The 19,558-nt window shown below is 70.7% G+C and carries 20 protein-coding genes and 1 tRNA gene; 9 read left to right on the top strand and 12 right to left on the bottom strand.

Going from position 1 to position 19,558, the window contains the following annotated elements:
- Positions 1-4: 4 nt before the first annotated feature.
- Genes WFQ05_RS15555 through WFQ05_RS15545 form a run of 3 tightly spaced genes read left to right on the top strand, consistent with a single transcriptional unit; the run spans position 5 to position 2,841 of the window.
- A complete protein-coding gene (locus WFQ05_RS15555) occupies positions 5-412 on the top strand; it encodes a type IV pilin protein (RefSeq protein WP_337054481.1) in 408 nt (135 codons plus the stop codon).
- Between the two features lie 45 nt (positions 413-457).
- A complete protein-coding gene (gene ubiH / locus WFQ05_RS15550; RefSeq protein WP_337054480.1) occupies positions 458-1,666 on the top strand; it encodes a 2-octaprenyl-6-methoxyphenyl hydroxylase in 1,209 nt (402 codons plus the stop codon).
- Complete coding sequence (locus tag WFQ05_RS15545) at positions 1,663-2,841, top strand: UbiH/UbiF family hydroxylase (RefSeq protein ID WP_337054479.1); 1,179 nt, start codon at positions 1,663-1,665, stop codon at positions 2,839-2,841. The genes ubiH and WFQ05_RS15545 overlap by 4 nt, the downstream gene beginning before the upstream one ends.
- Before the next feature lie 299 nt (positions 2,842-3,140).
- Here WFQ05_RS15545 and WFQ05_RS15540 read toward each other — a convergent pair whose 3' ends face one another.
- From WFQ05_RS15540 to WFQ05_RS15515, 6 genes are all read right to left on the bottom strand, one after another.
- Positions 3,141-3,860 carry a hypothetical protein gene (locus WFQ05_RS15540; RefSeq protein WP_130519209.1) on the bottom strand — a complete coding sequence of 240 codons (720 nt, stop codon included), beginning with the start codon at positions 3,858-3,860 and terminating at the stop codon, positions 3,141-3,143.
- 150 nt (positions 3,861-4,010) lie between these two features.
- Positions 4,011-5,060: a 23S rRNA (cytidine(2498)-2'-O)-methyltransferase RlmM gene (gene rlmM, locus WFQ05_RS15535; RefSeq protein ID WP_337054477.1), complete on the bottom strand. Its 1,050-nt coding sequence runs from the start codon at positions 5,058-5,060 to the stop codon at positions 4,011-4,013.
- A gap of 49 nt (positions 5,061-5,109) precedes the next feature.
- Complete coding sequence (locus tag WFQ05_RS15530) at positions 5,110-5,619, bottom strand: GNAT family N-acetyltransferase (protein WP_337054476.1); 510 nt, start codon at positions 5,617-5,619, stop codon at positions 5,110-5,112.
- Between the two features lie 53 nt (positions 5,620-5,672).
- Positions 5,673-6,230 (bottom strand): nucleoside deaminase, encoded by a 558-nt coding sequence (locus WFQ05_RS15525; RefSeq protein ID WP_130519203.1) that lies wholly within the window; start codon positions 6,228-6,230, stop codon positions 5,673-5,675.
- Entirely contained in the window at positions 6,230-6,673 is a 444-nt protein-coding gene (locus WFQ05_RS15520; protein ID WP_337054475.1) for a hypothetical protein, read from the bottom strand. Before WFQ05_RS15520 ends, WFQ05_RS15525 begins: the two co-directional genes overlap by 1 nt.
- Positions 6,673-8,451, bottom strand: coding sequence for a glutamine--tRNA ligase/YqeY domain fusion protein (locus WFQ05_RS15515; protein ID WP_337054474.1), 1,779 nt, complete (start codon positions 8,449-8,451; stop codon positions 6,673-6,675). Before WFQ05_RS15515 ends, WFQ05_RS15520 begins: the two co-directional genes overlap by 1 nt.
- 427 nt (positions 8,452-8,878) lie before the next feature.
- Here WFQ05_RS15515 and WFQ05_RS15510 point away from each other — a divergent pair, with 427 nt between their 5' ends.
- From WFQ05_RS15510 to WFQ05_RS15500, 3 genes are all read left to right on the top strand, one after another.
- Positions 8,879-9,145 (top strand): DUF2007 domain-containing protein, encoded by a 267-nt coding sequence (locus WFQ05_RS15510; protein WP_130519198.1) that lies wholly within the window; start codon positions 8,879-8,881, stop codon positions 9,143-9,145.
- Positions 9,146-9,238: 93 nt separating this feature from the next.
- On the top strand, positions 9,239-9,910 hold the full coding sequence (gene msrA, locus WFQ05_RS15505) for a peptide-methionine (S)-S-oxide reductase MsrA (RefSeq protein WP_337054473.1): 672 nt from the start codon (positions 9,239-9,241) through the stop codon (positions 9,908-9,910).
- 124 nt (positions 9,911-10,034) lie between these two features.
- Complete coding sequence (locus WFQ05_RS15500; protein WP_337054472.1) at positions 10,035-10,676, top strand: hypothetical protein; 642 nt, start codon at positions 10,035-10,037, stop codon at positions 10,674-10,676.
- 30 nt (positions 10,677-10,706) lie between these two features.
- Here the strand turns inward: WFQ05_RS15500 and WFQ05_RS15495 are convergent, their stop codons facing one another.
- Positions 10,707-11,282, bottom strand: a complete 576-nt coding sequence (locus WFQ05_RS15495; protein ID WP_337054471.1) for a type 1 glutamine amidotransferase family protein — start codon at positions 11,280-11,282, stop codon at positions 10,707-10,709.
- Positions 11,283-11,402: 120 nt separating this feature from the next.
- On the opposite strand from WFQ05_RS15495, the gene WFQ05_RS15490 reads away from it, so the two are divergent.
- The 3 genes from WFQ05_RS15490 (at position 11,403) to WFQ05_RS15480 (ending at position 13,530) form a co-directional block, all read left to right on the top strand.
- On the top strand, positions 11,403-11,969 hold the full coding sequence (locus WFQ05_RS15490; RefSeq protein ID WP_130529401.1) for a YqgE/AlgH family protein: 567 nt from the start codon (positions 11,403-11,405) through the stop codon (positions 11,967-11,969).
- 76 nt (positions 11,970-12,045) lie between these two features.
- Positions 12,046-12,495 (top strand): Holliday junction resolvase RuvX, encoded by a 450-nt coding sequence (ruvX, locus tag WFQ05_RS15485; protein ID WP_337054470.1) that lies wholly within the window; start codon positions 12,046-12,048, stop codon positions 12,493-12,495.
- Between the two features lie 93 nt (positions 12,496-12,588).
- Positions 12,589-13,530 carry an aspartate carbamoyltransferase catalytic subunit gene (locus tag WFQ05_RS15480; RefSeq protein WP_130519186.1) on the top strand — a complete coding sequence of 314 codons (942 nt, stop codon included), beginning with the start codon at positions 12,589-12,591 and terminating at the stop codon, positions 13,528-13,530.
- Between the two features lie 52 nt (positions 13,531-13,582).
- On the opposite strand, the gene WFQ05_RS15475 is transcribed toward WFQ05_RS15480, so the two are convergent.
- The 5 genes from WFQ05_RS15475 to WFQ05_RS15455 form a co-directional block, all read right to left on the bottom strand.
- Positions 13,583-14,239: a thiopurine S-methyltransferase gene (locus tag WFQ05_RS15475; RefSeq protein WP_130529403.1), complete on the bottom strand. Its 657-nt coding sequence runs from the start codon at positions 14,237-14,239 to the stop codon at positions 13,583-13,585.
- A 33-nt stretch (positions 14,240-14,272) separates the two neighbouring features.
- The gene (locus tag WFQ05_RS15470) at positions 14,273-14,512 is read right to left on the bottom strand and encodes a hypothetical protein (RefSeq protein WP_130529405.1); all 240 of its coding nucleotides are present in this window, start codon (positions 14,510-14,512) and stop codon (positions 14,273-14,275) included.
- An 84-nt stretch (positions 14,513-14,596) separates the two neighbouring features.
- Positions 14,597-16,843 carry a DNA topoisomerase IV subunit A gene (parC, locus tag WFQ05_RS15465; protein ID WP_130519180.1) on the bottom strand — a complete coding sequence of 749 codons (2,247 nt, stop codon included), beginning with the start codon at positions 16,841-16,843 and terminating at the stop codon, positions 14,597-14,599.
- 79 nt (positions 16,844-16,922) lie between these two features.
- Positions 16,923-18,749 carry an SLC13 family permease gene (locus WFQ05_RS15460; RefSeq protein WP_130523733.1) on the bottom strand — a complete coding sequence of 609 codons (1,827 nt, stop codon included), beginning with the start codon at positions 18,747-18,749 and terminating at the stop codon, positions 16,923-16,925.
- Positions 18,750-18,905: 156 nt separating this feature from the next.
- Positions 18,906-18,990: transfer RNA gene (locus tag WFQ05_RS15455), tRNA-Leu, on the bottom strand.
- Between the last annotated feature and the right edge of the window lie 568 nt (positions 18,991-19,558).

The following is a 19,558-nucleotide window of genomic DNA, read 5'->3' as shown; positions in this document are numbered from 1 at the left end:
AACGATGTCCAGCAAGCACGACGGCGTGCGCGGCTTCACCCTGGTGGAGCTGATGATCGTGGTGGCGGTGGTCGCCATCCTGGCGGCGATCGCCTATCCGTCCTATACGCGCTACGTGCTGCGCAGCTACCGGGCGCAGGCCAAGGCGGATCTGGCCGAGTATGCCAGCCTGGCCGAGCGCTTCCATACCGCCAACAACACCTATCTCGGCTTCGCCCTGCCGAACAACGCTTCGCCGCGCGAGGCCACCAGCCCGCGCTATACCCTGGTGTTGTCAGGTCAGGGCGCCAGCACCTTCACGCTCACCGCCACGCCCACGCCGGTCCAGGCGGCGGACAGCTGTGGCGCGCTGAGCATCAACCAGGCCAACGTCAAGACCGCCTCCGGCGACACCGTCGCCAACTGCTGGTAAACGGTTCACCACAAGCCCGGATGGGTCAGGTCGTATCATGGCGACATGAGTGCACGACATGATGTGGTGATCGTCGGCGGCGGCCTGGTCGGGGCCAGTCTGGCGATCGCGCTGGACCGGCTGGGGCGCGATGTCGCCCTGATCGAGGCGACGCCGTCGGGACAGATGCCGGCGGTGTTCGACGAGCGCAATCTCAGCTTCGCCGCGGCCACGGTCAATGCGCTGACGGCGCTGGGCGTGATGTCCCGGCTGCACGCGCCCACCGGCGCGATCCGGCGCATCCACGTCAGCCGCCGCGGCGATTTCGGCCGGGTGCTGCTGGAGGCGGCCGATTACGGGCGCGAGGCCTTCGGCCAGGTGGTGGTCGCGCGCGACTTCGGCCAGGCGCTGGAAGAGACGCTGGACGCCTGTTCGCATGTGACCCGCTACCGGCCGGCGCGCTTCGTCGCGCTGGCCGGCCTGGCCGACGGCCTGCGCCGGCTGCGCATCGCCACCGACGCGGGCGAGCAGGAGTTGCGCACGCCGCTGCTGGTCGGTGCCGATGGCAGTGCCAGCAGCGTGCGCGACGCGCTGGGCATCGAGGCGCAGCGCCACGATTACGGGCAGCGCCTGTTCGTGGCGCGCGTGCGCACCAGCCGCGCCCCGGACGGCAGCGCCTGGGAGCGGCTGACCGAGGACGGCCCGACCGCGCTGCTGCCGCGCGGCGATCGCCATTACGGGCTGATCCATGCGGTGCGCGAAGACGACGCCGAGGCGGTCGCCGCGCTGGACGAGGCGGCGTGGCTGGCGCGAGTGCAGGCGGTGTTCGGCTGGCGCGCCGGGCGCTTCATGGCCAGCGGGCCGCGCAGCGGCTATCCGATCGTGCGCGTGCTGGCCCAGCGCATCGTCGCGCCGCGCGCCGTGCTGCTGGGCAATGCCGCGCAGACCATCCATCCGCTCGGCGCGCAGGGCTTCAACCTGGGCCTGCGCGATGCGCTGACCCTGGCCGAGCTGATCGCCGCCGGCGACGATCCGGGCGAGGACGCGCTGCTGGCCGACTACGCCGCGCGGCGCGGTCCGGACCGCGAGCGCACGCTGCGCTTCTCCGATGGCCTGGCGCGGCTGACCAGCAATGCGGCGCCGCTGCTGCGGCCCCTGCGCAGCGCCGGGCTGCTGGCCATCGACCGGATGCCGAGCCTGCAGTCGATGCTGGTCGGCGGGGCGATGGGCTTCGCCGGCGACGTGCCGGCGCTGTGTCGGGAGGCGGCGCCATGAGTCGGCGCGCGCGCAGCGATGTGATCGTGGTCGGCGGCGGCGTGGTCGGCGCGGCCTGCGCGTTGGGCCTGGCCCAGCGCGGGCTGGACGTGGTGCTGATCGAGGGCCAGGCGCCGACCCCCTGGTCGGCGCAGGCGCCGGACCTGCGCGTCTACGCCTTCGCGCCGGACAACGCGGCGCTGCTGCAGCGCCTGGGCGTCTGGGACGCGGTGCGCCGCGCGCGTGCCCAGCCTTACCGCCGCATGCGGGTGTGGGATGCGGCTGGCGGCGGCGAGCTGATGTTCGACGCCGACCGCCTGGGTCGACGCGAGCTGGGCTGGCTGATCGAACACGGCCTGCTGGCCGATCGCCTGTGGGCCGCGCTGCCCGCGGCCGGCGTGCAGCTGCGCTGCCCGGCGCGGGTGGAGGCGATGGAACAGGACGCGGCCGGCGTGCGCCTGACCCTGGACGACGGCGCGCGGCTGGAGGCCCGGCTGGTGATCGCCGCCGACGGCGCGGCCTCCACCCTGCGTGAGCTGGCCGGACTGGGCACGCAGGGCCACGACTATCGCCAGCGCGGCGTAGTCGGCTACATCCGCACCGAACGCCCGCACGAGGACACCGCCTGGCAGCGCTTCCTGCCGACCGGGCCGCTGGCCGTGCTGCCCTGCACCAAGGGACGCAGTTCGATCGTGTGGACCTTGCCGCAGGCAGAGGCCGCGCGCGTGCTGGCGCTGGAGGAGGACGCGTTCTCGCGCGAGCTCACCCAGGCCTTCGCCGGGCGGCTGGGCGAGATGGTCATCGACTCGCCGCGCGCGGCCTTCCCGCTGCGGCTGCAGCTGGCGCGTCAGTACGTCGAGGGCCGCCTGCTGCTGGTCGGCGACGCCGCGCACGCGGTGCATCCGCTGGCCGGGCAGGGCGTAAACCTGGGCCTGCGTGACGTGGCCGGGCTGCTGGATAACGTGGCCCAGGCCCAGGCGCGGCAGGCGCCGTGGGACGGCGCGCACCGGCTGCAGCGCTGGGCGCGCACCCGCCTGAGCGAGAACGCCGTGGCCGCCTACACCTTCGACGGCATCAACCGCCTGTTCTCCACCGACGAGCTGCATACCACCCTGGCGCGCGGCCCGCTGCTCGGCCTGGCCGGCAGGCTGCCGCCGCTGACCGACCTGCTGTGGCGTCGCGCGGCGGGGCTCTGACGCGGCGCTGCTGTTGGTAGAGCGGAGCTTGCTCCGCTGTTCTTCGGCCAGGTCGCTTGGAAAGCCTCAGCGGAGCAAGCTCCGCTCTACAGGCAGTCCCTTCAACCCGCCCTCGGCGGTGGGGGCGATGGCCTTGGCGCCGAGACTGTTGAGCGCGTTGCGGGGCGCGGCGGGGCTCTGACGCGGCGTTGCTGTTGGTAGAGCGGAGCTTGCTCCGCTGTTCTTCGGCCAGGTCGCTTGGAGAGCCTCAGCGGAGCGAGCTCCGCTCTACAGGCGTTGGCATCTGCCGTCCGCTGCAATTACGGCAGGAACGGGAACACCAGCTTCAGCAGCCCCTTCAACCCGCCCTCGGCGGTGGAGGCGATGGCCTTGGCGCCCAGGCTGTTGAGCGCGTTGCGGGCATCGACCCAGCGCAGCTTGGTGACGTCCTTCTGCAGCAGGTCGGCCACCTCGGCCGCGGTCGGCTGCAGCTTCTTCAGCTCGCGCGTGATCGCGGCCGGATCCGGCTGCAGATAACCCCATTTCTCGGCGATCTTCAGCAGCGTGTCGAAGCGCACCGCGACCACCTCGCGGTTGCGCTCGTACACCGGCAGCGCGCCGACCTCGAGGATGGCCTGTTCGAACTGCTGCGCATCGTCGGGATGCTCGACGCGGATGGCGAGGAAGCCCTCCTTCTTGGCGCGCTCACTGACGTGCTTGGCGCCCGAGCGCAGGTTGTCCTCGGTCAGCACCGTGGCCACGATCCGCTGCAGGGCCGCGTCGGGTTCCTCGGGCACCAGGGCGCGCCAGCGCGCATAGCCGTCGCGGCGCAGGCTCTTGACCCGCGTGGCGGTGATGCGCAGCTGCAGCGCGGCGGCGGCGTTGGAACTGTCGCGCGGGATCGCGCCATCGCGCTCGAGCAGCACGAAGGTCAGCAGTTCCAGGTCGCGCTTGTTCAGCGACCCGAAGCCCTGCATCAGCGACAGGCGCAGGAACTCCTCGGCGAACCCGGCCGGGTCCTTGAGCTGGATCGGTTGCATGGCAAGGCCCTCCCTTTGACGGAGGTCAGCATCGCATGGGGCGATTGCAGCGTCTGAGACCGTCAGGGCTGGCGATCACGGGTTGCGCGAAGTGGGCAGTGCGTCAAGCCACGCGCCCAAGCGTCGTCGCCTGCTGCTACCGCGCTGCGCTCACTTCTCGCCCTTGGAGGCGAACACCGTGATCTCCTCACGGTCGTGATACAGCTGCTTGGCGCGCAGGGTGCGCAGGCCGCCGGACTGGGTGCGCAGGATCTCCAGGCACAGCACCGTCTCGTCCCAGCGCTTCTTCATCGGCAGCTTGAGGTTGAACACGCTGTGCCGGCACCAGCCCTCGCGCAGCCAGGTGGCCATGCGCTCGGCCACGCGGCGCGGCTGCTCGACCATGTCGCAGACCATCCAGTCCAGCGGCTGGGCGGGCTTCCAGTGGAAGCCGTCGGCGCGCAGATGGGTGACCAGGCCGGTGTCGAGCACGTGCTGGCGCAGCGGGCCGTTGTCGATGCTGGTGACCTGCAGCTGCTGGCGGGTGAGCACCCAGGTCCAGCCGCCCGGGGCGGCGCCCAGGTCGGCCGCGCGCATGCCGGCGCGCAGCAGCGCGGCGCGCTCGTCATCGAGCAGGGCCAGGAAGGCTTCCTCCAGCTTCAGCGCCGAGCGCGACGGCGCCTCGGGCAGCAGGCGCAGGCGCGGGATGCCCAGCGGCCAGGGCGCGGCATCGCCTGGCTGGGCCAGGCCCAGCAGCGCGTGATCGCCGGCGACGAACAGCACGTGCAGGCGCGGCAGCCGCGGGTCTTCCTTGGGGCTGAGCAGGCCGGCCTTGCGCAGCGCCGGGCGCAGCGCATTGCCGAAGCTGCGCGCCAGCCCGGCCAGCGGCTTGGCCGTGTCCGAATCCGGGTGCTCCACCCACACATCGCCGAGCCGGGGCAGGCCGTCCAGCGCGGCCAGCATCGGCGTGATGCGGTCGGCCGGGTCCAGCCCGCGCAGCTCGGCGATCAGCGCCAGCTTCTGGCGCGCGAACACCAGCGTGCGCCAGGGCAGGGCCTCGGCCAGCCCCGCGTCCTCGCAGGCGAAGACCGCATAGCCATCGTTGCGCTGGGTGCGGGCGTAGCCGGCCAGCCCGGCCTCGGCCGCGCGCTGGGTCAGCTCGGCCGCCAGCTCCGGCTCGAAGCCCTGGCGGCAATAGCACAGCAGGCCGATGGTCTTCATGCCTGCCTCCGGCGTGCGTACGGTTGCGCACCGGCCGTTGCGTGGCTGCTCATCGGCCCGGCGCCTGCAGCGCCAGCCGCATCAGGAGCTGGTCCTCATCCACGCCGTCCCGGCGCACGGCGCACGGTTCGATCCCGTAGACAGCGAAGCCGGCCTGCTCGTACAGGCGGCGGGCCGGCAGGTTGCCGGCGACCACGGTCAGCAGCAGCGTCTCGATGCCGCTGTCGCGCGCCTGCGCGATCAGCTGCGAGAGCAGGCGGCCGGCGATGCCCTGGCGGCGATGCGACGCGCGCACCACCACGCTGCGGACCTCGGCGACGTGGCGCCGCGCCCGCCGCGGGAAACGCACGGTGCGCATGAAGCCCACCAGCCGCTCGCCGTCGAAGGCGCCGGCATAGCGGATGTCGGCGTCGGCCAGTTCGGCCTCGAACTGCGCCACCGGCGTGGCCTCGATCTCGGCGGCCGTCGACAGGAAGGCCTCGGGCGTTTCCTGCAGCCCGGCCACGCGGCACGCCTTCAGCGCGGCCGCATCGGCCACGGTCAGGGGGCGGATCGTCACGGCCGAGCGGACGCGGGCGGCGGCTGTGTTCGCGGACATCGAAGCGATGGTCTTCAGTACTGCGGGCCGTGCTGGCCGTAGTGGGCCAGCACCGCGCGGGCGTCGTCGCGGTGCAGGTCGCGCACGACCTCGATGCCGCGCTTGCCCAGCTCGCCGACCCAGTCGGCCGGCAGCGGGCCTTCGTCGAAGTCGGTCAGCGATTCGACGTCCTCGGCGCGCGCGCCGATCAGCAGCCGGTCGATGCCGGCCCACACCGTGGCGCCGAAGCACTGGCAGCAGGGCTGGGCCGAGGTGGCCAGCGCGACCGGGCCGGACAGCACCGCGTTGAGGCGGAAGCTCTGCGTGCGCTGCTGGGCCAGCATGTAGGCCATGTTCTCGGCATGCGCCAGCGAGGTGTTGTGCGGCACCACGCGGTTGACGCCGGCCGCGACGATGCGGTCGCCGTCGAACACCACCGCGCCGAACGGGCCGCCGCTGGCGTGCTCGACGTTCAGCCGCGACAGGGTGATGGCCAGCGCCACCTTGTCGGCATCGCTGGCGTAGGCGCGACCCAGGTCCACGGCGTCGTGGACCCAGGCGGGCAGGGTGAGATGGACCTGGGCGTAAAGCATCAGCGGATCTGCAGCGGTGCGGGGGCGGGAGAATTCAGGCTGCCGGCGCCGTCGCCCGCCGGCTGGCAGGTGCCGGCCTGGCACTGGCAGGCGCTGATCGGGCGGAAGCCGCAGATGCCCATGCGGCCGCTGGCCTGGCACTGCGCCTGGACCGCGGCCGGGTCGGTGGGGCTGTCCACATTGACGCAGGCCGGCAGTTCGCCGCAGCAGCTGCCGATGTTCTTGACCACGCACTGCGCATCGCTGGTGCACTGGGTCTGGACCTTGGCCGGCGTGCTGGGGGGGCGCGAGGGCGCGGGCGTGGCGTTCGAGCCGCTCTGCGCGCTGGGAGCCGGCGCCGGGGCGGGGTTGGCCGGCACGGCCTGGGTGTTGGCCGGCGCGGCGCAGCCGGCCAGCAGCACGGCGGCCAGCAGCGGGGCGAGCAGGGCGCGCCAGGAACGCATCACGCCTGCGCCGCCCAGGTGTCGCGCAGGGTCACGCTGCGGTTGAACACCGGCTTGTCCGCGGTGTGGTCGCGGCGGTCGGCGACGAAGTAGCCGGTGCGCTCGAACTGGAAAGACTGCTCCGGCGCGGCCTGGGCCGCGGCCGGCTCGACGAAGCCGGCGACCACGCGCTTGGACTCCGGGTTGAGGTAGTCGCGGTAGGTCTTGCCCTCGCTCTCATCGTCCGGCTTGGCCACCGAGAACAGGCGATCGAACAGCCGGATCTCCGCCGCCACGCCCGCCCTGGCATCGACCCAGTGGATCGTGCCCTTGATCTTGCGGTTGGCGCCTTCCATGCCCGGGCGCGACTCGGGATCGAGCGTGCCGTGCAGCGCGACGATCCGGCCATCGCCGTCCTTGATCACCTCTTCGCACTTGATGATGCCGGCGCCGCGCAGGCGCACTTCGCCGCCGGGCACCAAGCGCTTCCAGCCCTTGGGCGGCACCTCGGCGAAATCCTCGCGCTCGATCCACAGCTCGCGCGAGAACGGCACCTGGCGCGTGCCGGCCGCCTCGTCCTTGGGGTGGTTGGCGAAGGTCAGCGACTCGGCGTGGTCCTCGGGCAGGTTGGTCAGCACCAGCTTGAGCGGGTCGATCACCGCCATGCGCCGCGGCGCGCTGGCGTCCAGGTCGTCGCGCAGGCAGCCTTCCAGCACCGAGAAATCGATCACCGAGTTCTGCTTGGAGATGCCGACCCGATCGACCAGCAGGCGCAGGCTCGCCGGGGTGTAGCCGCGGCGGCGCAGGCCCTGCAGCGTGTACATGCGCGGATCGTCCCAGCCTTCGACCAGGCCCTCGGTGACCAGCGTAGTCAGCTTGCGCTTGCTCATCACCGTGTAGTTGATGTTCAGGCGCGAGAACTCGATCTGGCGCGGCCGGTCGGCTTCGTTGGGGAAGCCCTTGTCCAGCAGCGGCTGCAGCAGCTCGGGGTGGCCGACCAGGTCGACCTTCTCCACGCACCAGTCGTACAGCGGGCGATGGTCCTCGAACTCCAGCGTGCACAGCGAATGGGTGATGCCTTCCACCGCATCGCTGAGCGAATGGGCGAAGTCGTACATGGGGTAGATCGGCCAGGCGTTGCCGGTGTTCTGGTGCTCGACGTGCTTGATCCGGTACAGCGCCGGGTCGCGCAGGTTGATGTTGCCGCTGGCCATGTCGATCTTGGCGCGCAGCGTGCGCGCGCCATCGGGGAACTCGCCGGCGCGCATGCGGCGCAGCAGGTCCAGGTTCTCCTCCACGCTGCGCTCGCGCCAGGGCGAGTTGCGGCCCGGTTCGGTCAGCGTGCCGCGGTACTCACGCACCTGCTCGGCGCTGAGGTCGCAGACGAACGCATCGCCCTGCTGGACCAGCTTCTCGGCGGCCAGGTAGAGCACGTCGAAGTAGTCCGAGGCATGGCGCAGGTTGGCCCAGTCGAAGCCCAGCCAGCGCACGTCGTCCTGGATGGCGGCGACGAACTCGGGGTCTTCCTTGGCCGGATTGGTGTCGTCCAGGCGCAGGTTGCACGCCCCGCCGAACTCGGCCGCCACGCCGAAGTCCAGGCAGATCGCCTTGGCGTGGCCGATGTGCAGATAGCCGTTGGGCTCGGGCGGAAAGCGCGTGCGCACGCCCTGGTGGCGGCCCTGGGCCAGGTCCTCGCGCACGATCTGGCGGATGAAATCGCGCTTCTCTACCGGCGCCTGGGCGTCGGGGGCGCGGGTTTCGGGCGCGGAATCGGCGGAAGCGGCAGGCGTATCGGACATGGGCAGCGGCAAGACGAGATCCAAACGCCAAGTCTAGCCCAAGCGGCCGCGGGCCCTCTGCCCGAAGTCTCGCGCTGCGCGCGCTGTGGGCGCTACAGCCGCAGTCTTGTTTGAGCCCTGCGGGAGCTTGGTGGAGGCTCGGTGGCCGCTCGGTGGGAGCCGCCATGGCGGCGATGAGGCTCTACCCAGACGGCTTGGGGACTCCCGGTAAGGCCCCATCGCCGCCATGGCGGCTCCTACCTCCTACCTGTAGAGCGGAGCTTGCTCCGCTGCTCTTCCTTCGGTTCGTGGGGACGGCCCCAGCGGAGCAAGCTCCGCTCTACAGGCAGGCCGCTGCGAGGTTTGAGGAGACAGAGCGGCACATCGACAGGCCAGCCGCCGCGCCGGGCGTATGCTCGCGGCCAATCCCGCCTTGCTGGAGGTCCGCATGCAAGTGGCCTATCGCGCCGACAACCTGTTCGATGCCCATCTGGCGCGGCATGCGCTGGAGGACGCGGGCATCCCGGCCTTCGTCTTCGGCGAATCGCTGCTGGGCGCCGGCGGCGAACTGCCGCTGTTCGGCGTGCTGCGCGTGTGCGTGCCCGACGTGGCCCTGCCGCAGGCCCGCGATGCGCTGCAGGCGGCGGGCTTGCTCGACCCCCCGTCCGACCCCATCTGTGGGGATCTGGACGCTCCCGACCTGCTGCCGGCCTAGCGCCGGCCATCCGCGCGGCGTCCAGGCGCCCCCCGGAGCGCGAAGACAGGCACTGGGCCGCCCGCCCCTCACATCGTCGCAAGGAGGTTTCCCATGCTCGAGTCCCTCACCAGCCGCCTTGGCATCGGCGCGTTCAAGCAGCGCCTGCCGCGCGCGGAAGAAGCCCTGCCGGGCCGTCAGACGCCGCTGCCGCTGCGCAATGTGCATTTCGTCAACGGCCAGCCGCTCAAGGGCGAGTTCCCGGGCATGGAGACGATCGGTTTCGGCATGGGCTGCTTCTGGGGCGCCGAACGCAAGTTCTGGCAGCTGCCGGGCGTGGTCACCACGGCGGTGGGCTATCAGGGCGGCTTCACGCCCAACCCGACCTACGAGGAAAGCTGCACTGGCATGACCGGCCACGCCGAGGTCGTGCGGGTGGTGTTCGACCCGGCGAGGGTGTCGCTGGACGAGGTGCTGCGCACCTTCTGGGAAAACCACGACCCCACCCAGGGCATGCGTCAGGGCAACGACCGCGGCACCGAGTACCGCTCGGCGATCTACTGCGAAACCCAGTCCCAGTACGACGCCGCGCTGGCCAGCCGCGACGCCTACCAGCAACGCCTGGGCGAGGCCGGCTACGGCCAGATCACCACCGAGATCGTCTACCCGGCGCCGCCGTTCTACTACGCCGAGGACTACCACCAGCAGTACCTGGCCAAGAACCCGGCCGGCTATTGCGGCCTGGGCGGCACCGGCGTGAGCTGCCCGATCGGCCTGGAGGCCTGATCGGTCCGCTGGCCGGATCGCGTGCGCGTCATCGGCCGCCCATGCCGGTGACGCGGCTCAACCGGGGCTGACCTGCTCCGCCTTGAGGCGGCGTTGGTGTCATCGAGCCCCCGAGTTGTCCGTCATGACCGCGCGCCGCCCGTACCGCCACCTCGGCTTCTTCTTCCTGGGCTTGCTGGCACTGGTCCTGGCCGGCTTCACGCCGCGTATCCCGGACACGCCGTTCTTCGGCTATCTCGGTCGCGCGCCGGACTTCGCGGGCGTGCCGGCCGCGGTCCACTTCCACGCGCTCGTCTGCGTCGCCTGGTTTGCGCTGCTGATCGTGCAGCCGTTCCTGATCGAGGCGGGCAGGCCGCGCGTGCACCGTTGGCTGGGCTGGGCCTCCATCGCGCTGGTGGTCCTGTTCGCGGGCAGCGTGGGCTGGCTGCAGTGGCGACGGTTTTCACCGGGCCTCCTGTTCGATCCGGCGTTCTTCGTGGCGTTCTACGCGCTCGCGCTGCTGTACCGGCGCCGCTTCTTCCGGCACGCCGCCTTCGTGGTCGCTGCCGCGCTGATGGTGGCCCAGCCTGGTCTGGCGCGGCTGGGGATCCACCTGGCCGGCGGCTTCGCGGGCGTGATCTACACGATGATCGCGCTGTATCTGGCGGTCATCGTCTTCTGGCTGCATGCCCGCTTCGCCTATGGGCGGCCGTTGCTGCGCAGCCCGTTTCTCGTGGTCCTGGCGATGTTCATGCTGGACCACGCGCTGACCTTCGCGGTCGGCTGATTTGGGGCCGCGCTGAGCCTGTCGATCAGGTCAGTCGGCGAACTCCGCGGCGAACATCGCCTCCACGCCGGCGATGTCCTCCTCGCGCTCGGGATGCAGCAGGCGCAGGCAGGCCGTGGCGAAGTTGACCGGGCTGGTGCCCGGCGCTGTGACCACGCCGTCGGCGCTGACCACCTTCTCCTGGCGGTAATGGGCCTGCCCGGCATAGACCGGGCCCAGGCGCTCGGTCAGGAAGGCCAGCGCATTGCTGGTGTGCGGCCGCGCGTCCAGCAGCCCGGCGTAGGCCAGGGCCAGGGTGGCCCCGCAGATCGCCGCGACCGGGCGCTGGGCGGCCACGCGCTCGCGCAGCAGGCCGCTCAGGCCGGGGATCTCGCCGGCCTGCCACTGGTCCGAACCGGGCAGGATCCACAGGTCTGCCTCCAGCGGCGCCAGGTCGGACAGGGCGAATTGCGGGACGATCTGCAGGCCACCGATGCTGGTCACCGGCTTGCCGTCGATGCTGGCGCTGAGCACGGTATCGCCGAACCACGCCCGTGCCGCCGGCAGGACCACGCCGATCTCCCAGTCCGCCACGCCATCGACCATCACCACCGCGATCGTGCCCATTGCCGCCTGCGCTCCGTCATAAGGTTGGAGGCCGAGTGTGGCAGGGCCATGCAGGCACGCAAGTGACCGGCCCGCGCCGCGGCGGCGTGCGCCCGACAGGCGATGCCCTAGAATGGCCGCATGCCCCTGCAGACCGACACCCTGGCCAATCAGCTGCTGATCGCGCTCCCGGCGCTGGACGATCCGCATTTCGCGCGCAGCGTGGCGCTGATCTGCCAGCACGACGACGAGGGCGCCATGGGCGTGGTCGTCAACCGCGCCTCGGAATACACGCTGGGCGAGGTCCTGCAGCAGATGAACCTGCACACCAGCGACGAGGCGCTGCGCAACCGCGTGGTGCTGTACGGCGGCCCGGTGCATCCCGAGCGCGGCTTCGTCCTGCACGATGGCGGCGAGGACTGGGATTCGACCATGCAGATCGGCGCCGGCCTGTACCTGACCACCTCGCGCGACATCCTGGAGGCCATGGCCCGCGGCGACGGCCCGGCCCATGCCGTGGTCGCGCTGGGCTGCGCCGGCTGGGGCGCCGGGCAGCTGGAGTTCGAACTGGGCGAGAACAGCTGGCTGACCGCGCCGGCCGATGGCGAGCTGCTGTTCGACCTGCCGCTGGATCAGCGCTGGCAGGCCGCCGGCGGCCGCATCGGCGTGGACATGACCCGCATGACGGATTACAGCGGACACGCATGATGACGGCGGCCGGACACCGTGCCGCAGGGCGCCGTCCGAGACCGGCGGCGCCGCACTTTTCGATCCCGGAGCGCCGATGAAGCTGGACGGCACCGTCCTGGGCTTCGACGTGGGCGCACGCCGCATCGGCGTGGCCGTGGCCAGCGCCTTCGGTACCGGCGCGCGCGCGCTGGCCGTGGTCGATGTGCATCCGGGCGGGCCGGACTGGGCCGCCATCGACAAGCTGCGCGGCGAATGGCGCCCCGACGGCTTCGTGGTCGGCGACCCGATGACCCTGGACGGCGGCGACCAGCCGATCCGCAAGCGCGCCCATGCCTTCGCCCGCGAACTGCGCCAGCGCTACCAGATGCCGGTGGTGCTGGTCGACGAGCGCTCCAGTTCGGTCGAGGCCGCGCAGCGTTTCGCGGTCGACCGCGCCCAGGGGCGCAAGCGCAAGCGCGACGCCGCGGCGCTGGATGCGGTGGCCGCGGCGGTCATCGTCGAGCGCTGGCTGGCCGCCCCGCAGGACGCCACGCATGTGCCATGAGCGCCCGCGCCCGGGCAGGCGCGGTGCCGAACGCCTGATTCCTTCCCGCCGCGCGCCGCGCGCGCGGCTCCTTCGCCTCACCACGAGCACACCATGAGCCAACTGGATTCCAACGGACGCCTGCTGCACCTGCTGACCCTGGAGGGCCTGCCGAAGGATACGCTGTGCCGCATCCTCGACCGCGCCGGCATGATCCGCGACACCGCGCTGGGCCGCACGCACAAGCGCGACACGCTGGTCGGGCGCACGGTGTGCACGCTGTTCTTCGAGCCCTCCACGCGCACGCGCAGCTCGTTCCAGATCGCCGCCCAGCGCCTGGGCGCGGACGTGGTGAACTTCGACGCCTCGACCTCCTCGGCGCGCAAGGGCGAGACCGCGCTGGACACCTTGCGCAACCTGGAGGCGATGGGCGTGCGCGGCTTCGTGGTACGCCATCCCGACGACGGCGCCGCGCAGATGCTGGCCGCGCACGCGCACGAGGGCACCACGGTGATCAACGCCGGCGACGGCCGCGCCGCGCATCCCACCCAGGGCCTGCTGGACGTGCTGACCATCCGCCAGGCCAAGGGCCCGGATTTCTCCAAACTCAAGATCGTGATGGTCGGCGACATCAAGCATTCGCGCGTGGCGCGCTCGGACCTGCATGCGCTGCGCACGCTCGGTGCCACCGACATCACCCTGTGCGCGCCGGACACGCTGCTGCCCGGCGGCGAGGTGTGCGACGGCTGCCGCACCACCGGCGATTTCGATGCCGCCCTGGAGGGCGCCGACGTGCTGATGATGCTGCGCCTGCAGCGCGAGCGCATGGAGGAAGGCCTGGTGACCTCGCTGGAGGATTACCACCGCGACTACGGCCTGACCGCCGCGCGCCTGAAGCGCGCCGCGCCCGAGGCGGTGGTGCTGCATCCGGGCCCGATCAACCGCGGCGTGGAGATCACCGACGAGGTGGCCGACGGCCCGCAGTCGCTGGTCCTGCGCCAGGTCGGCAACGGCGTGGCCATCCGCATGGCCGTGCTGGAGATGCTGCTGGGCTGAAGGCCCCAGGCGGTTTGGCCGCGCGCGCCGCATGACGCGCGCGGCCGGCGAATCAGCGCCGCTGCAGCCGATAGACCGTGGTGTGCAGCGCGGTCATGCCGTCGGCGGCGAAGCGCGGCTCATCGGCCAGGATCTCGCGCCGCTCCAGCGGCGCGATGGTCCAGTGCGCGGCATAGCGGGCCTGGACCTCGTCCGCATCGACCGAGAACGGCGGGCCGGCGCGCTCGTGCTGGGCGTATTCCAGCGTGATCAGCAGCGCCCGGCAGTGCGCCGGCAGGCGTCCGTAGACCTCGTCCACGTAGCGGGCCCGCAGCGGTTCGGGCAGGGCGATCAGCGCGGCGCGGTCGTAGACGCCGGCGCAGTCGGCCAGCAGTTCGGCATCGACATCGAACACGTCACCGCAGATCAGCTCGATGGCGCCGGCCGTGTAATGGGTGCCGTAGCGGGTGACGCGGGTCTGCGGCGTCAGCCCGTGCTCGGCGAAGAACTGCGCGACCGCCAGCGGCGACAGCTCCAGACCGAGCACGCGGTGACCCTGCGCGGCCAGCCAGGCCAGGTCCAGCGACTTGCCGCACAGCGGCACGAACACCTGGCTGCCGGCGGGCAGCTGCAGTGCCGGCCAGTGCTTTTCCAGCAGCGGCATCACCTTGTGCTGGTGGAAGGGGATCTGGTTGTCCTGCCATTTCTGAAGCCAGAAGTCCGGTTGCATTCACGTTCCTTTTCGCTTGAGCACTCAGGAAGTCTATTCGCGTTCTGCTTCCTCGCCGGATGGATTCACATGGCCAATCCAGCCTGCCTCGACTTCCGCGACAGCCGACAAAATCTGCTCCGCGAAGTGTCGCGCTTGCGCGACATCGAATTCCACCGCGCTGAGCCAAGGGGTCGCGCCGACCTTGATGAAGATCAGGCCTTCTTCAGCACGAGCCTGACAACTGACGATTTCCTGGTAGCGCTCGCTCGGCTCCTCGGGTACCGACGACATCAGGCCACGTCCACGTTCTGCCGCAACGATGCCAGTATCAGTCGCAGCGAGGACGAACGCGCCGCTGCGCGCGGGGAAGGTGAACTACTGGACATCCAGCCCATCAACCTTCTGCCAACCGCGCGGCAGCAGCATCCCCCGAGTAGCACGCGTCCCCGTGTAGAGATCCAGATCCTTGAACGACAGGGTCATGGTGCGCGCGCCGCTGTGCACGGCCAGCGTGCCGCCGGGACCGATGGCGGCGATGGCGACCACGCGCTCGGTGGCCAGCTTGGCCTTGGGGATGTCGATCAGCTTGTTGCCCTTGCCCTTGTCCAGCTCGGGCAGGTCGCTGGCGGCGATCGCCAGCAGGTTGCCGGCGCTGGTCACCGCGACGATACGGTCGGTGGCCGGGTTGGCCACCAGCGCCGGCTGCAGCACCTTGGCGTTGGGCGTGAGGTTGAACATCGCCTTGCCCGCCTTGTTGCGGCTGGTGAGGTTCTCGAAGCGGGTGACGAAGCCGTAGCCGTGCGAGGAGGCCAGCACGAAGCGGGTGTCGTTCTCGCCCGAGGCCAGCGCCTGGAACGAGGCGCCGGCCGCCGGCGAGAAGCGCCCGGTCAGCGGTTCGCCGTTGCCGCGCGCAGAGGGCAGGGTGTGCACCGCGGTCGAATACGCGCGCCCGGTCGAATCCAGGAACGCCACCTGGTGGTTGCTGCGCGCGCGCACCGCCGCCAGCAGGCCATCGCCATCGCGATAGGACAGCTTGGCGGTGTCGATGTCGCCGCCCTTGGCCGCGCGCACCCAGCCCTTCTCCGAGACCACCACCGTCATCGCCTCGCTGGCGACCAGCTCGGTCTCGTCCAGCGCCTGCGCGGCCTGGCGGGCGATCAGCGGCGAGCGGCGCTCGTCGCCGAACTTCTTGGCGTCGGCCAGCAGCTCGTCCTTGACCAGCTTCCTGAGCTTGGTCTTGGAATCCAGCGTGGCCAGCAGCTTCTCGCGCTCCTTGGCCAGCTCGTCCTGCTCGCCGCGGATCTTCATCTCCTCCAGGCGGGCCAGCTGGCGCAGGCGGGTCTCCAGGATGTAGTCGGCCTGTTCCTCTGACAGCGCGAAGCGCTGGATCAGCGCCGGCTTGGGCTCGTCCTCGCTGCGGATGATGCGGATGACCTCATCCAGGTTGAGGAAGGCGGTCAGCAGGCCTTGCAACAGGTGCAGGCGGCGCTCGACCTTCTCCAGGCGGTGCTTGAGGCGGCGGGTGACCGTGTCGTAGCGGAAGCCCAGCCATTCGCTCAGCAGCGACTTGAGGTTCTTGACCTGCGGGCGACCGTCCAGGCCGATGATGTTGAGGTTGACCCGATAGCTCTTCTCCAGGTCGGTGGTGGCGAACAGATGGCCCATCAGCTGGTCGGCATCGACGCGGTTGGAGCGCGGGATCAGCACCACGCGCACCGGGTTCTCGTGGTCGGACTCGTCGCGGATGTCCTCCAGCCAGGGCAGCTTCTTGGCGCGCATCTGCGCGGCGATCTGCTCGATCACCTTGGACGGGGAGACCTGGTAGGGCAGGGCGGTCACCACGATGTTGGCGTGCTCGCGGGTGAAGGTCGCCCGGGCGCGCACGCTGCCGTTGCCGGTCTCGTACATCGCGCGCAGGTCGGCCGGCGCGGTGATGATCTCGGCGGTGGTCGGGTAGTCCGGGCCGCGCACGTGCTCGCACAGGTCGGCCACGGTCGCGTCCGGGTCGTCGATCAGGCGGATCAGCGCGCTGACGATCTCGCCCAGGTTGTGCGGCGGCACGTCGGTGGCCATGCCCACGGCGATGCCGGTGGTGCCGTTGAGCAGCAGGTGCGGCAGGCGCGCCGGCAGCCAGGTCGGCTCCTCCAGGGTGCCGTCGAAGTTGGGCGACCAGTCGGTGGTCCCTTGGCCCAGCTCGCCCAGCAGCACTTCGGCGATCGGGGTGAGCTTGGACTCGGTGTAGCGCATGGCCGCGAACGACTTGGGATCGTCGGACGAGCCGAAGTTGCCCTGGCCATCGATCAGCGGATAGCGGTAGGAGAACGGCTGGGCCATCAGCACCAACGCCTCGTAGCAGGCCGAGTCGCCGTGCGGGTGGTACTTGCCGATGACATCGCCGACGGTGCGCGCCGACTTCTTCGGCTTGGCGGCGGCGCCCAGGCCGAGCTCGCTCATCGAATAGATGATGCGGCGCTGGACCGGCTTGAGCCCGTCGCCGATGAAGGGCAGGGCACGGTCCAGGACCACGTACATCGAGTAGTCCAGGTAGGCGCGTTCGGCGTACTCGCGCAGCGGGATCTGTTCGAATCCGTGGAAGGTGGGGCGGATGGCGTCGTCGGTCATGCGGCACTGCGGTTGAGGTGAACCCGCCGATTTTAGCCCCCCGCCCGTCGCAGTGCCCGCGACACGGCGGGCCCTAGCGTCAGCCGCCCCAGCCGAACGGCAGCAGCGGCCCGCCCAGCCACATCCAGCGCGCCATCCACGCCGTGGCCAGGGCGATCAGCGCGGTCAGGGGCGCGCCCACGCGCAGGAAGTCGCCGAAGGTGTACTGGCCCGGGTTGAGGATCAGCAGGTTGCCGTGGTGGCCGATCGGGGTCAGGAACGAGGCCACCGCGCCCATGGCGATGCAGATCACGAACGGGGTCGGCGGCTCGCCCAGCGCCTGGGCCATGGCCAGGGCGATGGGCGTGAGCAGCACGGTGGTGGCCGCATCGGAGAGGATCTGGGTCAGCAGCGCGGCACTGGCGAACATCACCAGCAGCAGGGTCAGCGCGCTCCAGTGCGCGGCATGGCGGCCGAGGATGTCGGCGAACCAGGCGGCCGTGCCGGTCTTCTCCATCGCCATGCCCAGCGGAATCACGCCGGCGATCATCACGTAGATGCGCACGTCGATTTCCTCGTAGGCGCGTTCCACGCCCACGCAGCGGGTGATGATCATGGCCACCGCGCCGGACAGGAAGGCGATCTGCGGGGTGAGCCAGCCGGTGGCCGCGGCGGCCACCGAGGCCACCATGATCGCCAGGGCCAGCGGCGCGCGCCGGCGGCTGCGCTGGTGCGCCTCGAACGGCATCAGCATCAGGAAGCCATGGTGCTGGGCCAGCTTGCCGAAGATGTTCTGCCGGCCCCACAGCACCAGCAGGTCGCCTTCCTCGAGCACCACCTCGGACAGCTCGCCGTGCAGCCAGCCCTCCTTGCGCCACAGGCCGACCACCACCACGCCCAGGGTATGCAGGAAGTCGATGCTGGCCACGCTGCGGCCGACGAACTCCGAATGCGGCGCCACCACCGCCTGCACCAGCTGTTCCTCGCCCAGCAGCTCGGTCTTGCGCGCATCCTCGCGCGGCTGCTCGCCGTACTTGACCACCGCGTGCAGCGACAGCCCGGGCTCGTCCTTGATCGAGGCGATCTCGTCGGGCGAGGCGCGCACCAGCAGCACGTCGCCGCGCTGCAGCGGGCTGTCGGCGCGCTGCCGGGGCCGGCGCACGCCGTGGCGCAGCCAGTTCACCACCTGCAGGCGCTCGCCGAAGTGCGTGCGGAAGGCCTCGTAGGTCTGGCCGATCCACGGCGAGTCCTCGTCCACCACCAGCTCGGTGTAGTAGCGCTCCAGGCGCATGTAGCTGTCGCTGCTGGACTCGCCGCTGCGCTTGGGCACCAGCCAGCGGCCCAGCAGCATGTAGACGGTGCCCAGCAGCACCAGCACCGCGCCGATCGGGGTGATGGCGAAGAACCCCAGCCCGTCCTGGCCCGAGCGCTTGAGCAGATCGTTGGCCAGCAGGAAGGCCGGCGCGCTGATCAGAGTCAGCGTAGTGCCCAGCGAGGCGGCCAGCGACATCGGCATCAGCAGGCGCGAGGCCGCCAGCTTCTGCTCGCGCGCCAGCCGCATCAGGATCGGCAGCATCATCGCGGTGACCATCAGATGGTGCGAGAACGCGGCCAGCGCCGCGGTGGCCGGCATTACCACCGCGATGGTGCGCCACTCGCTGCCACCGGCGGCCCGGCCGATGGCCTGGCCGATGCGGTCGGTGATGCCGGTGGCGGCCAGGCCCGCCGAGAGCACGAACACCGCGGCCACGATGATCGCCGGCTCGCTGGAGAAGCCCGACAGCGCCTCGCGCGGGTTAAGGATGCCGGTCAGCGTCAGGGCCAGCATCGCCAGCATCGCCACCAGATCCACGCGCAGCTTCTCGCTGACGAACAGCGCCAGCGTCACCGCCAGGATGACCAGGAAGAGCAGCTGCTGAGGTTCCAGTGACACGCGATGGCTCCGGGAAGGGCGCGCGCCAGCTTAAGCCCGGGCTTCCACGCGCACGGTGTAGGCGCCTGGACCTGAAGCGCCGCGCCGCGGTGGCAACAAAAAACCCCGCGCTGGCGGGGTTTGATGTGTGGCAGTGGCCTGCCGATCCGTTGGTGCCCAGGAGAGGACTCGAACCTCCACGGTTTTACCCGCTAGTACCTGAAACTAGTGCGTCTACCAATTCCGCCACCTGGGCAACGGGGCGCGCATTCTGCGGTCAGGGCGGGGCGCACGTCAACAGGTTTTGCACATCGCATATCGCGCGCGCGCGCAGGAAGATCGGAAAGTCGCCTGGCCGGCGTGCGGCGACGCGGACCTGTTGATGCGCTTGCGGCCGGTGAGCTCGCTTCGTTTACCAACCTCGACCCTGCTTGGTTGAGGCTCTACAGCGAAGAGATAGGACTCCGCTCGACCCGGAGGCATTGAGCAGGCGCTCTGCCCCCTCCCTTTCGCCGAAGGCGAAGGGGAGGGCCGGGGTGGGGTGCTGTTGCTCTTGCTCTTGCTTCGGTGGCTTGCCGGGTAAAGCCCCGACCCCTCCCCATCCCTCCCCTGCGCTGCGCGCAAGGGAGGGGGCCTCAAGTCGATCATTTCCCGTCACTGATCGCGTTATGCGCGAGGGAAGGTGGTCTAACGCTCTCCGCAAACCGCAGCCTCGCGACCTGACGCACGAGGCAGCGGTCCGGCGGGCGGGGGCCGCGCCTAGCGAGGCAGGACGCCGAGCGCCCGAATCAGGGCACGATGCTCTGATTGAGGGAAAAGCGGCC

The organism is Pseudoxanthomonas sp. USHLN014 (assembly GCF_037153335.1).
GTDB lineage: Bacteria > Pseudomonadota > Gammaproteobacteria > Xanthomonadales > Xanthomonadaceae > Pseudoxanthomonas_A > Pseudoxanthomonas_A winnipegensis.
The sequence above is the reverse complement of the archived record's forward strand: the minus strand, read 5'-3'. Positions and strand labels throughout refer to the sequence as shown.